This is a genomic window from Pseudactinotalea terrae, from assembly GCF_009733845.1.
GTDB classification, from domain to species: Bacteria; Actinomycetota; Actinomycetes; order Actinomycetales; family Beutenbergiaceae; genus Pseudactinotalea; species Pseudactinotalea terrae.
The window spans coordinates 133819-146857 of record NZ_WNXZ01000008.1 but is presented as its reverse complement, the minus strand read 5'-3'; the positions used below and the strand labels follow the sequence as shown (position 1 = coordinate 146857).

11 protein-coding genes are annotated in these 13039 nt (G+C 68.6%); 4 read left to right on the top strand and 7 right to left on the bottom strand.

The genetic code is table 11. The features are described from left to right. Positions 1-33 precede the first annotated feature (33 nt). The gene (locus tag GPA03_RS22725) at positions 34-1164 is read left to right on the top strand and encodes a DUF3267 domain-containing protein (protein WP_206673667.1); all 1131 of its coding nucleotides are present in this window, start codon (positions 34-36) and stop codon (positions 1162-1164) included. Here the strand turns inward: GPA03_RS22725 and GPA03_RS20480 are convergent. Next, positions 1098-1700, bottom strand: coding sequence for a dihydrofolate reductase family protein (locus GPA03_RS20480; protein WP_156253912.1), 603 nt, complete (start codon positions 1698-1700; stop codon positions 1098-1100). The genes GPA03_RS22725 and GPA03_RS20480 overlap by 67 nt on opposite strands. Before the next feature lie 176 nt (positions 1701-1876). Between GPA03_RS20480 and GPA03_RS20475 the strand changes: the two genes are divergently transcribed. After that, positions 1877-2887 (top strand): NAD-dependent epimerase/dehydratase family protein, encoded by a 1011-nt coding sequence (locus GPA03_RS20475; RefSeq protein ID WP_156253911.1) that lies wholly within the window; start codon positions 1877-1879, stop codon positions 2885-2887. A 13-nt stretch (positions 2888-2900) separates the two neighbouring features. Here GPA03_RS20475 and GPA03_RS20470 read toward each other — a convergent pair whose 3' ends face one another. The 3 genes from GPA03_RS20470 to GPA03_RS20460 form a co-directional block, all read right to left on the bottom strand. Beyond that, a complete protein-coding gene (locus tag GPA03_RS20470) occupies positions 2901-3926 on the bottom strand; it encodes an arabinan endo-1,5-alpha-L-arabinosidase (protein WP_206673666.1) in 1026 nt (341 codons plus the stop codon). 154 nt (positions 3927-4080) lie between these two features. Then, positions 4081-5454 (bottom strand): DUF2254 domain-containing protein, encoded by a 1374-nt coding sequence (locus tag GPA03_RS20465; RefSeq protein ID WP_206673665.1) that lies wholly within the window; start codon positions 5452-5454, stop codon positions 4081-4083. A gap of 6 nt (positions 5455-5460) precedes the next feature. After that, positions 5461-6285, bottom strand: coding sequence for an NAD-dependent epimerase/dehydratase family protein (locus GPA03_RS20460; protein WP_156253910.1), 825 nt, complete (start codon positions 6283-6285; stop codon positions 5461-5463). 180 nt (positions 6286-6465) lie between these two features. On the opposite strand from GPA03_RS20460, the gene GPA03_RS20455 reads away from it, so the two are divergent. Together GPA03_RS20455 and GPA03_RS20450 are read left to right on the top strand one after the other, a co-directional pair. Further along, positions 6466-7491, top strand: a complete 1026-nt coding sequence (locus GPA03_RS20455) for a TerC family protein (RefSeq protein ID WP_156253909.1) — start codon at positions 6466-6468, stop codon at positions 7489-7491. Positions 7492-7677: 186 nt separating this feature from the next. Then, complete coding sequence (locus GPA03_RS20450) at positions 7678-9960, top strand: hypothetical protein (RefSeq protein ID WP_156253908.1); 2283 nt, start codon at positions 7678-7680, stop codon at positions 9958-9960. A gap of 66 nt (positions 9961-10026) precedes the next feature. Here GPA03_RS20450 and GPA03_RS20445 read toward each other — a convergent pair whose 3' ends face one another. The 3 genes from GPA03_RS20445 to GPA03_RS20435 all read right to left on the bottom strand — a co-directional run bounded on the left by GPA03_RS20445 (position 10027) and on the right by GPA03_RS20435 (position 12971). Further along, positions 10027-11505, bottom strand: coding sequence for a DUF5605 domain-containing protein (locus GPA03_RS20445; protein ID WP_162458451.1), 1479 nt, complete (start codon positions 11503-11505; stop codon positions 10027-10029). A 5-nt stretch (positions 11506-11510) separates the two neighbouring features. Then, the gene (locus GPA03_RS20440) at positions 11511-11852 is read right to left on the bottom strand and encodes a carbohydrate ABC transporter permease (protein ID WP_277755263.1); all 342 of its coding nucleotides are present in this window, start codon (positions 11850-11852) and stop codon (positions 11511-11513) included. A 345-nt stretch (positions 11853-12197) separates the two neighbouring features. Next, the gene (locus GPA03_RS20435) at positions 12198-12971 is read right to left on the bottom strand and encodes a helix-turn-helix domain-containing protein (RefSeq protein ID WP_156253905.1); all 774 of its coding nucleotides are present in this window, start codon (positions 12969-12971) and stop codon (positions 12198-12200) included. Between the last annotated feature and the right edge of the window lie 68 nt (positions 12972-13039).

The following is a 13039-nucleotide window of genomic DNA, read 5'->3' as shown; positions in this document are numbered from 1 at the left end:
CTGCTCATAGAGCCACCGGGCTACCGACACCACATGACGCTCGACCTCAAGGAGGACCGGCGCGCCGCGGGGCGGGTGCAGGTCATCTTCGCGTCGATCGCCGCTGGCTTCGTCGCCGCGGCCGTCCTGCTCGATCTGCCGCTGGAGAGCGGGTGGAGCACCGTGACGATTCTCGCCGTCACGCTCGTCGCATGCGTGACGTACATGTGGCTGCACGAGGCGACGCACGGCCTGCTCATCACCGCGCTCTCGGGCGCACGCTCCCACTACGCGGTGCGGCTGCCCTACCTGACCACCGGCAACCAGGCGTTCGTCAGCCGCCGCGCCTTCGTGGTCGCCGCGCTAGGACCGCTCGCCCTCTGGGGCATGGTACTCCTCGCAGCGTTCACGGTGGCGCCCAGCGACGCATTCCTCACCCTGTACGTCCTCAGTGCCCTGAACGTGGCCGGCTCCGCCGGAGATCTCTACCAGGCCGCGCAGGTGAGGCGGCTACCGGGGACCGCGCTGATCAGGGATGACGGCAGCACCACCACGGTGCTGGTACCCATGCACGAGAGGAGCACACCGACCATGGATGTCACCATCGTCTACGAGTCCGCCTGGGGGAACACCAAGGCCGTCGCTGAAGCGGTCGCCGCAGGCGCGGCGACGCGTGCCGGCGTCGATGTCACGGTCCTCGACGTCGACGCGGCACCCCAGGCCGACACCCTGGACACGCAGCTGCTCGTCGTCGGCGCCCCGACGCACGCATTCGGGCTGAGCCGGCCGCAGACGCGCGAGGACGCCGCCCGGCGCGGCGGTCACGCCAGCGACTCAGGGTTGCGGGAGTGGATCGAGGCGGCGGCTGAGATCCAGTCGCCGGTGGCGGCCTTCGACACCCACGTACGCCACCCGAACCTGCCAGGCGCCGCCAGCAAGAAGGCCGCCAAGTTGCTCCGCAGACACGGCGCCACGCTCCTCGTCGAGCCCGAGAGCTTCTACGTCGAGGGTACGAGGGCCCGTTGCTCCCCGATGAGCTCGACCGTGCACGGTCGTGGGGCGCCGACCTCGCCGACCGGCTGCCGAAGGAGACATCGCAGGTGCACTGACCTCAGCTTCTACCTCTCCTGCCGAAGCCGTGGGCCCACGCCCTCGGGGATCTCGCCGTGGAGGTGCGGAGCGTAGACCAGCTTCACGGTGCGCCCGTCGAGCACGGTGCACTCGACGAGGTCGAGATCGAGCTCCGCGCCGCCGTGGAGCAGCGGCGCCTGCCCGGCGCGTCCTGTCACGGCCGGGAACATCATGATCTCGAGCCGGTCGACGAGGCCTGCGGCGAGCAGGGCGCGGTTCAGCGAGATGCTGCCGTGGGCTCGCATCGGGACGTCGGTCGTGCGCTTGAGCCGGTCGATCGCGGCGACGGCGTCCTCGTTGAGGACGGTGGTGTTCTGCCACCCGGGGTTCTCCGGGTCGAGCGTGCTGGAGAACACGAGCTTCGGCAGCTCGTTGAGCCGGTCGTAGTACGGCTCGTCGTACATCGTGACGAACTGGGAGAACTCGCGGAACGTCGTCGCGCCGAAGACCAGCACCTGGTCCTGCTGGAAGGTGTGGACTCGGTCCTCGACGATCTCCGGGCCCTCCTTGCCCCAGTAGCCCGGCCACCCCTCGGCCGAGCCGTAGCCGTCCACGCTGCTGAAGAAGTCGACCGTCAGGGTCGTGCTCATGGTGATCCCGCCTCTCGTGCTCGCACCCTCTGCTGGGCGCGGCTTCACACCTTCCACGAACGCGGCCGGCTCGATACGACACCGCGGCCGAGATAATTCCTGGGAGCCTCGAGGGAACGTCGGTGGCGTACCTGTCCAGCACGATGCCGGTCCATGGGCTGGCTAGGGTGGCGGTCATGGCAGCCTTGCGAGTCCTCTTCATCGGTGGCAATGGCACGATCAGCGCGGCGTCGAGCCGCCTGGCGATCGAACGGGGGCACGACCTCACGCTCCTGAACCGGGGCATCTCGGCGTCCTCCGACAGCCCGGACGCCCGGCCTCCGATCGAGGGCGCCCGGTCGCTGATCGGCGATGCCGGGGACCCGGACTCCATCCGCGCCGCCGTCGCTGGCCACGAGTGGGACGTCGTGGTGAACTTCCGGTCGTTCTCGCCCGAGCAGGCGGCAGCCGATGTCGAGATCTTCGACGGCGCGGTCGGCCAGTACGTCTACATCTCCTCGGCGTCGGCGTACGCCAAGCCGGTGGAGCACCTGCCGATCACCGAGTCCACGCCGCTGAAGAACCCGTTCTGGCAGTACTCGCGCAACAAGATCGCCAGCGAAGAGGTGCTGGTGCGGGCGTGGCGCGAGCGCGACTTCCCGGTGACGATCGTGCGGCCCAGCCACACCTACGACGAGCGCAGCATCCCGATCCCGGGAGGCTGGACGGCGATCGACCGGATGCGTCGCGGCGTCCCCGTGCCGGTGATCGGTGACGGCACCTCGCTGTGGACGCTGACCCACGCGCGCGACTTCGCCGTCGCGTTCGTCGGCCTCCTCGGCGACCGCCGCGCGGTGGGAGACAGCTTCCACATCACCTCCGACGAGGTGCTCACCTGGGCTCAGATCACCCGGATCCTGGCCCGCGCCGCCGGCGCCGGCGAGCCGGAGCTCATCCCGGTGACGGGGCGGGCCATCGGCGCAGAGCTGCCGGGCGAGCTCGACGGGCTGGTCGGGGACAAGGTGCACTCGGTGGTCTTCGACAACAGCAAGGTCAAGGCGCTGGTGCCCGAGTACACCGCCGGCACCCGGTACTGGCAGGGCGCCGCCGAGGTCCTTGCCTGGTACGACGCCGACGAGCGCCGCCGCGTGGTCGATCCCGACGTCGACACCGCGCTGGACCGACTCGTGAGCCGCTTCGGTTCCTAGCGGTGGGGGCGTCTCAGTCCTCGGGGACGTTCGGCCAGCCGTCATCCCACTGCAGCTCGCAGATCTGCATGCGGATCTGCAGCGGATCCCACTCGTAGTAGTGGTTGACCATGTAGTAGCGCCCGCGGTCCTCGAGGATGTCCTGGCCGCCGGCCCCACCGTCGGGCTCGAGCACGGCGGTTCCGCCGCCGTCGAGCAGCGGCACGCCGTCGCGATCGAGGTACGGGCCGGTGAGGTCGCGGGAGCGGCCGACCTGGACGTGGTAGCTGTCGCTGACGATGAAGCCGCGTGAGGTGAACAGGTAGTAGTGGCCCTGGCGGTAGATGATGGTGGGCGCCTCCAGCGACGGGGCTCCGGTCACCTCCGCCAGCTGCACCGGCTCACCGGAGACCGACGTCATGTCCTCCAGCTCGACGAGGTGGATGCCCTCCCACCACGATCCGAAGGCGAGGTACCAGGTGCCCCGATCCTTGAACACGTACGGGTCGATCGCGTTGTAGGGGTCGCCGGGCTGCGACATGAGCACCGGCCCGTGGTCCTGCCAGCTGCCGAGGTCGCCGGGCGTCGTCGTCGACATCGCACCGATCGCCGAGTTCTGCGTCCCGAGCTGGGAGACCCCGTAGTACAGCCAGAACGTGTCGCCGACGCGGACGACGTCCGGCGCCCAGAGGTGGTTGGGCCCGTACGCGAGCGTCCACTCAGGCACCGGCAACGCGCCCAACGACTCCCAGGGTCCCTCGAGGGAACCTGTAGAACGTCGCAGGAAGATGCCGCCGGGGTCGTCAGCGGTCTGCTGGACCCCTGTCGAGGCGACGTAGTAGGTCTGCTCGGAGGGGTCCGTGAAGATGGCGGGGTCGTGCACAGGGTCGTCCACCGGCGTCGTGGAGCCGGTGTCGCCCGTCAGGTCCAGACATCCCGACGGCGGTGGCCCCTGCCCGGTGGCGGTGGCACTCGTGACGATCATGCTGGCGAGGAGAGAGATCACCAGCAGGAGCGCTCGGCTCACCGTCCAGCGGTGCACCTGCTTCGCCGTCGACATCCTGACCCCTTCGTCCGCAGATCGGGGGTCCGTCCGGATCGGTCAGCCCCTTCGCTGTGCGTCGCCCACCCATCCTGAATCGGTCCATAGGAGGTGTCAAGAGCAGTGGATGAGTCGCTCTGGGACATTCGGTGGGATCACGGGTCGCGCAGGCCTAGCGGCCGCCCTGCCTAAGCTCGGCACGCTGCTTGTGCTCGCTCAGGCCCTGCCGGACGCTCCGGCTGAGCTCGGCAAGCTGCTGCTTCTCGGCCTCGTCGAAGTCTTGGTCGGCGACGGTCTCGTCGAGTCGTCGGATGTGGTCGAGGACGGGCCCGCGCTGATCGTCGTGGACGTGCCAGGTGAGGTCGGCCAGGAGCTGGTAGAGCCGTCCGAGCACCTGGGGATCGGACTTGCCGTAGGCGCGGGGCTGCGCGATGGCGAGCTCAAGAAGCTCTGGGAACCCAGGGCGGTGGAGGAGTACCCGCGGGTCGCCGTCGGGGTCGTCGACAACCAGCGGCCCAAGGTGGTAGGCCGTCAGCTTGGCCAGCAGGGACGCGGTTTGTCCGAGACCGTGGATGGCGGTGGTGGGGTCGTTGATGCCGGGCGAGAGTGCTCTGTTGACGATGTCGGTGATCTGTCGCAGGCCGTACGCGACGTCTTGGGCGGCTGTACGTTCCGGGCCGAGGTGGACCGCAGCCGTCACGCGGTCGCGGAGCCGATCGATGTCCTCCGGATCCAGCGGTCTGTTGTCTCGAGGCCAGATGTGGCCGAGCGGGGTGCCCTGGACGACGAAGCTGCCGGGGTCGCGATCGATGGACACGATGGTGTCGGTATCGGTGGCGGTCTTGACCAGCTTCTCCTGGTCGAGGCTGGTCAAGAATCCGGACCCGGACGCCAGCAGCACGGTGGCGGTGGTCGGCTGCTCGGGCACCGGTCGCGCCGCGTCGGGGTCATGGCGGCGGATCAAGTTGGTCTTCATGGTTCCGACGGCATCGTCGTGGACCTGCAGCAGCATCGTCTCGACCCGGATCTGTCGGGCGAGATGGGCCAGGAAAAGGACCAGGGAGACCACGCTGGTGAGCGCGAGCAAGAACGCCATCGTCACGGCGAGGCGGGGAACGAACGCGGTACCGCCCTCCTCGGCGGAGCGAACCGATCTGAGCACGGTCAGCGAGAAGGTGAAGGTGGCCAGGAAGATGGAGAGGGTGGCCTGGACGAAGAGGTCCTGGGTGAAGGTGCGTAGCAGTCGCGGGGAGAACTGACTGCTCGCCAGCTGCAGCGTCACCACGGTCAGGGAGAAGGTCAGCGAGGTGACCGTGATCAGTGAGCTCGCCACCGCGCTCAGGACCGTTCGCGCGGCTCCCGGGTCGCCGTTGAAGATGAGGGCGTCGAGCGCCGCCGGCAGCTGGTCGTCGGCGGTCACGTCCAGCAACGGCACCAGGATGCCCAGGGCGACAGCCAGGGCGACGCCGAGGATGGGCAGGGGCCAGAGCTGGCTGCGGACGGCGTCCTGCACCGTCTGGACGGCGCGGCGGGCGGGGGACGTCACGACGTCTCAGCTCTGGTGGGTCCGGGCGGCGATCTCGTCGGCGAACTCGATCTCGGAGTCGTCCTGAGGTTCGTAGCCGATGACCCGACGCGCGTTGGCGATCGACCAGAAGGTGCGGGCGTTGCCCGAGACGCCGTAGAAGATCTGGAACGGGACCCCGTGCTCGTCGTCGATCGAGGACGCCTCGATCGAGCGGACGTAGAGCTGCTGAAGGTCGCGCTCGGAGACCCAGCCGGTGATGTCGCGCAGGTAGTCCACGGTCGGACGATCGGCGAAGTCCTCCGCACGGATCGGGCGGGGGCAGACGATTCGCACGTGGACGTTCTCCACCACCGGACCGGCGCCGCCGCTGGCGTAGAGGAACCCGAGCGACTCGTAGGCGGCCTTGGCCCAGCCGTACAACGTGTCGGGCCGCGGGTAGTCGTAGGGGTCGACCCGGTCGATCCGGCCGGCCTTCCATGGCTGCTCGTACCACTTGGAGGCCTGGTTGGTGCTGGTGACCACGACCCGCCCCACCCCGGCCTGCTGGGCAGCCTCGAACACGCGGGCCGTCATGTCGAGATTGCGTCGCTCGGCGGCGTAGCTCGGAGCGCCTTCCGGAGGTGCGTACCCGGCGTGCACGATCACGTCGACGCCCTCGCACAGCCGGCGTAGCACGGCGTCGTCCTCGGCCAGCAGGTCGACCAGCTGCACTCCCTCGACCGGCCGCCCGTCCCGGTCGGTGTCGCGGACGTCGATCATCGTCAGGTCATATCGCTCGCGCAGCACCGGCAGCAGCTGGCCGGCGATGTAGCCGGTGGCGCCGGTCAGGAGGACACGTGTGCGGCTCATCGGCCCAGTGTGGCAGCCGCAGTTGGTGACACCCTATTGATGGTCGTCCTGGCGTGTGTTTCACTTGCCGCACGAAGGGGAGTAATCCTCGCATCACATCGTCAGTACGGTGCCGTGGCGGCACCCGGTGTGGTGGGCGACAACGCTGATGAGACCTTCACGAGGCCGTGGAGGTTCGTGATGTCTGTCCCGTTGTGGGTGTGGTTCGCCGTGCTCGCGGTGATCCTGCTGATGCTCGCCGTCGACCTCTTCGCGCATCGCAGGGCGCACGTGATCGGTGTGCGTGAAGCGGCTGCGTGGTCGGCGGTATGGGTGGTGCTGGGGGTCGGGTTCGGTGTGCTCGTGTGGAGGGTCTGGGGAGCCGAGTACGGCCAGCAGTACTTCGCCGGTTACCTCATCGAGAAATCCCTCGCCGTCGACAACGTGTTCGTGTGGGCGATCATCTTCGCCGCCTTCGCCGTGCCTCGCGAGCTGCAGCACCGGGTGCTGTTCCTCGGAGTCCTCGGCGCCCTGGTCTTCCGTGGCCTGTTCATCGCCGCTGGCGCCGCCCTGATCGAGAACTTCTCGTGGATCCTGTACGTGTTCGCCGCGTTCCTCATCCTCACCGGCATCCGCATGTTCGTCTCCCGCAACGAGCACGTCCACCCGGAACGCTCACGGGTCCTGTCGCTGTTCCGCCGGCTGGTTCCGATGACCAACGCCTACCACGGCCAGCGTCTCCTCATCCGGAAGGCCGGCGTCGTGGTGGCCACCCCGCTGCTGGCGGTGCTGGTCCTGGTCGAGGTCACCGACATCATCTTCGCGGTCGACTCGATCCCGGCGATCTTCGCCGTCACCAGCGAGCCGTTCCTGGTCTTCACGGCCAACGCGTTCGCGATCCTGGGGCTGCGGGCGATGTACTTCCTGCTCGCCGACCTCATGCACCGCTTCGTCTATCTGAAGATCGGACTCGCGGCGGTCCTCGTGTGGGTCGGTATCAAGATGATGCTCCTGGAGATCTACTACATCCCGACCCCGGTGAGCCTGGCCGTCGTCGCGACCATCATCGCCGTCTCGATCATCGCGAGCCTGGTCGCCACGCAGGGACAAGGGCGCCGCGACATCAGCACCGACGTAGCAGGCTCCTTCCGCAGCGCCACGCCGGCGGAGATCGCCGAGGTGGGGCCGCTGTGGCGACGGCGCGCCCGTGCGGGGTCTCCACGCTGAGGCGTGGCTGCGCGCACCGCTCAGCACTCGCTCGGCCGCGTCGGAGAGTCCGCGCGGCGCCTGTCGGCGACGAAGGTCCCGTCCGCGTCGCGTGCCTGGATAAAGTGCGTGCAACGACGGTGATGACGCCGGCGGAGGTCACCGTCGAGGCTGAGGGCTCGGCTCAGGGGGAAAGGTCGTGCGGGGATGAGACGCAACCGAGCGGGCGCTGTCAGGTCGCGGTCGGGCAAGGACCGGCCTACCGCCCCGGCCCGGTGGCTCCGCCTGAGTGCGGTGCTGGTCGCGCTCGGCATCAGCGGCGTCGGCTCCCTCGCCATGATCCCGGCAGCGTCCGCGAGCCCCGATGACGGACTCTCGGAGACCACCCACACTCGGTATGAGCTCGACGGCGACGGGCCCGTCGAGGTCACCGTGACGGCCACGCTGGTGAACAACAAGCCCGACAGCGGCGGCTACTACTACTTCTGGGACTCCTACGGCGTCCCGGTGCCGGCGGGTGCCGATGACGTCGTCGCCTCCAGCCGGGGGGCCACCCTGCCGGTGTCGCTCGAGTCGACGGAGGATCCGGCGACCTCGATCGCCCTCGTGAGCTTCAGCGCTCTCATGTACGGCCAGGAGCGGGAGGTCGTCTGGTCCTACACGATCCCCGGCGATGCGATCCGGTCGGAAAGCTACACCCGCGTGGGTCCTGGCTACGCGACGTTCGCTGTCGTCGCCGCCGGCGACAGGGGTCAGGTCACGATCGAGATCGTCACCCCGACGGCAATGACGTTCGACTCCACCTGGGACGGCTTCACGTCGTCCGACGACGGCGCGTTCCGCACGCACCGCTCGACGGAGAGCCAGGACGAGTACGGGACATCGGCCTACGTCTCGGTCCGCGACCCAGAACGTGCCGACACGAGCGACGTGACCGTGGGCGAGATGACCCTGACGCTGAGCAGCTTTCCGGGCGACGTCGAGTGGAGCGACTTCGTCGCCGAGCAGGTGACGACCGGGCTGCCGATGCTCGAGGAGACCATCGGCCAACCCTGGCCGGGCGGGGTCGAGGTCATCCGCGAGGACGTCTCGCCCGGGATCCTCGGCTACGCATGGTTCGACCCCGGCCGAGGTGAGATCGTCGTTCCCGAGGACCTCGACGCGGCCGTGCTGATGCACGAGCTCAGCCACGCGTGGCTGAACCATTCCACCTTCGAGGGTCGCTGGCTGTATGAGGGCCTGAGCGAGTTCGTCGGGCAACGCGTGGCTGCCGAGACCTCTGGCGCTCAGACGTCCCTCAAGGCCCCGGATCGCGACGAACCCGACGCCCTCGCGCTGACGGCGTGGGACGAGGTCGACATCAGCAACGGCGACCACGAGGTCGACACCTATGGTTACGCCGCCTCTTACACGGCGATGTTCGCGCTGATGGGTGAGCTCGACGACGAGGCGCTGGCCGATGTGATCGGCGCCGCCTACGCGGGTGAGAGCGCCTACTCCGGGCCCGATGGCGACGACGTCGAGAGCCGACGCACGGACTGGCGGCGCTTCTTGGACTTGGTGGAGGCCCGTGCCGGCGTCTCCGGCGCCGACGTGTACCGCACCTGGGTGGTCGATCCCGATCAGCAGGCTCTGCTCGACGCGCGGGAGCCAGCACGCGAGTCGTACGTCGCGATCGACGAGGCCGACGGCGACTGGCTTCCGCCGCTAGGCCTGCGGACGGCGATGACCGAGTGGACCTTCGAGGAAGCGACGTCGATCAGCACCGCACTGGGATCGGTGGGCGCGACGCTCTCTCCCGACGCCCTCGCGAGCAGCGCCGGCGCCGTGCAGATCGCAGCCGAACAGGCTGGCCTTCCGGAGCCGGCCAGTGTGCGACAGAGCTACGAGGAGGTCGACTCCGCGAACGACTACGTCACGCTGGAGACGCTCCTGCCGCAGGCCGTCGAGGTGGTGGGCAACGTCGGCCTGGCGTCGGAGGCAGCAGCGGACGACGGCAATCTGTTGGGCGAGCTGGGCCAGCTGCTGCTGTCCGTGGATGCGTCAGCGGCCGACTCGCGAGCATCCCTCGCCGACGGGGATCTCGACGAGGCCGATGCTGCAGCCGTGACGGCGATCGACCGCGCCGCGATCGCGCCCTGGCTTGGCGGTGCCGTGATGGTCATCATCCTCGCCGCCATCACAGGAGCGGTGTTGCTGATCGTGCGAGCCCGACGGCGGCCGGCGCCTGCCGGCGCCAGCGGTGCGTGGGTCGCGCCGCCGGTCGGTTTCTCGGCTCCCAGCTCGATGATCCAGCACCCTGGACCCGCGACATCCCCGGAGCCGACGACCGCTGGCACATCACCGCCGGGCTGGCCAGCGCAGCCGGGAACCGCACCGCCACCTTGGACGACGGACGGCGCAGCTTGGCCACCAGCGGGCTACACGCCACCGCATGCGTGGCCGAGCGGCGCTGACGTATCGACGGCAGCGCCCGAGGACAACTCCTGAGGACGTCGCGGCAGCGCAAGTTCACCGCCCCTGCGTCGCATCGTCGCAGTCCGACCTGCTGAGGTACTACTGCGCTCGCAGACGGACCGCCATGTAGGGCCGACCAGGCAGGTCTACCCGAAACGTGCCCCGTTGCGGCTCTGGCAGGGTCTCCACGGTCATCCCCCAGGTGTCGATGACATCGACAAGGTAGGCCACCGCCGGGTCGAGCGAGAACGTCCGGAACCGAGGGCGGTTGAACCCGTAGTAGCTGAGGTAGTACTGGCCCTCGATCCCGGCGCGCGGCGCGTCCCAGTCGCCCGGGACCGGCTCGAGCGGCCCTGGGGCATCCTCCAGGACCTGCCGCAGGAAGGCGAACCTGTCGGGGCTGGTGCCTTTCAGCTCGCCGCCCTTGGACCACCAGAGGACCTCGTTCTCGGCGAGGTAGGTCTCGCCGTGGCCGACGTACCCTCCGCGCACGGTCCCTTCCCAGGTGCGGCGGATCAGCTCCTCGCCGGTGAGGTTGCCCCATCCCTGATCGATGTCGCCCTCGTAGCCGCACTCGTCGACGACGACCGGCTTGCTCCAGCGTTCCCGCCACTCGGTCACCATCTCGGCGGTCTTGTACAGGTCGATGCGCTGGATGCTGACGTGTGTGACCCACGGACGGTCGTGGTCGTAGGTCTCCAGGCAGTTGTGGATCGACATCAGGTGCCCGGTGGGGTCGTCGCGCTGCAGGATGGCAGCGAATCGCTCCCAGTCGTCAGGGGACTTCGCCTTCATGAGGTCGAACTCGTTGGCGAGGGACCACCACACGTGCGGGAAGGCGGACAGCCGCGCGGCCGCATAGCTGAGGTAGGCGTCGTCGACGTCGGCGTCCATCGAGGCCATGCCCCAGCGGTCGTAAGGGTGGAACAGGATGAGATCGGCCTGCACGCCGATCTCATCCAGCTGGTCGAGCCGGCGCTCGAGCTGCTGCCAGTAGCTGACGTCGAACCTGCCGAAGTCGATGGTGCCGTGCTCGTCCCGCTCGAACGGCAGCCGGTCCGGCTCGTTGTGGTTGAACTGGTAGTGCTTGGGGAACAGGCACATCCGGATCTTGGTGAAGGGGGCCGACCGCAGGGACTCGAGTGTGTCGCGCTGCAAAGCGTCGGGCTGGTGCGTCCACGCGTAGGCGGTGGTCCCGATCGGGTGGTGGGTGGTGCCGTCGGCGTGCCGGAAGTGAAACCCGCCGTCCGTGCGGACCGGGCCATGATCGGTGGCCGCCGCCGGGCCTACCTCGAACGCTCCCTTGTGACCGTCGAGCGCGGCCACAGAGCTGAAGGTGCGGAACGCGTAGCGTCCGGCGGACTCGGGCAGGTAGCGCACCCGGAACACGCCGCCGCCGTCGTAGAAGCCCGGCACCCGCACGAGCCCGTGCGGTCCCTCGATCTCGGCGTGCAGCGTCACGCGGAACGGCTCGCGGACCGCCACCCCGCCCAGGGTGATCTCGGCACGCCGGTAGGCGGTCGCACCCTGAGGGAGCGTGCACACCGCGGTCGGGGGATGCTGTGGGGTGGTAGTCAACCGGATCAGCCTTTCACAGCGCCGGCGAAGGCGCCTTGGACGAAGTAGCGCTGGAACATCAGGTAGACGACCAGCACGGGGATGACGGACATCAACGTGAAGGCGTTGATCGGACCGTACGACGTGGTGAACTGCGACTGGAACCCCTGCACGGCCAACGGGATCGTCCATGACTCCTGCCGCTGCAGGAGCACCAGCGCGATACCGAACTCGTTCCAGGTCGCCACGAAGTCGAGGATGAACAGGGCGGCGAGAGCGGGCTTGGACAGCGGCAGGATGATCTGGAAGAACAGCCGCCGGTTCGGTGCGCCGTCAAGCATGGCCGACTCATCGAGCTCGGCCGGGATCTGCCGATTTCGACGCCCTGGGTCGCGGTGCGTTCGCTGCCCTCATGAGTACGGTAGCGACCGGCCAGGAGAGTCCGCCGTGGGTCGTCGCCCCCGAGGTCGTGCCACGACGGTCGACAGCATCCGCTTGACGCCTCGGCCATCCAGACCGCTTGGATGCCGCCGACCCACCGATTCGCGGCACAGGAGTCTCCCCGGTCGCAGCCCGCCAGTGAGATACCAAGCGGGCGGAGGGGCCACGACACCACACGCGCTCCTGCAGTGACCGCACATGGTGATCGACGTTTCGTCTGCGGTCAGTTCGAGATATGCCTGCCAGCATCCGCGCTGCTTTCGCTCGCGCGCTCAGGACCGCAGGGTACGTGCCGTGGTGTCGTCGGCGGGGTAGAACGACTCGATACGCAGTTCGTCGATGGTGACGTCGAGTGCCGACTCGACGGCTGCGGATACGCTGAAGAAGCGCAGGTTCTCGCCCGCGAGATCGAGCTCGAGCGCGATGACGACATCCGTGACCGCCGGTCGTCCGACGTCATCGCCAGGGTAGGCCGCGGCCTCCTCAGCCAGGCAAAGTAGGCGGGGGTCGCCGGTGCGTTCGGCGCGAGCGCGGACCTGACCGATCAGGTGGGTCCGCCATTGGCCGAGGTTGCGGATCTGGGGCGCGAGCCCCTCCGGGTGCAGCGACACCCGTACGGCGTTGACCGGAGGCTCGAGCAGGTGGGGTGCGCACCCTTCGAGCAGCACATCGGTCGCGGCGTTGCGGTCCACGATGTCCCACCAGCGGTCGAGCACCAGCGCTGGGTACGGCGAATGGGCGTCGAGAATCTGACGCAAGGCCGAGCTCACGGAACGGAGCTCCGGTGCGTTCATCGCGTGCTCTGGATGCGCTGCCGCGAACCCGGCGGTCAGGAGCAACTGGTTGCGCTCGCGCAGCGGTATGTCGAGGTGCGTCGAGAGCCGATCGATCATTTCTCGGGTCGGCTTCGACCTGCCGGTCTCGACGAAGCTGAGGTGGCGGGTCGAGACGTTCGCGCGTGCTGAGAGCTCGAGCTGGCTCAGCCGTCTCCGCTCGCGCCAGCCGCGCAACAGTGCCCCGACGTCGCCAGCGTGGATCACGGTCATGACTCGCGACCCTAGCCAACAGCCTTGTTGTGACCCATGACCTCCGAGGTAATCGACGCGACTACCCC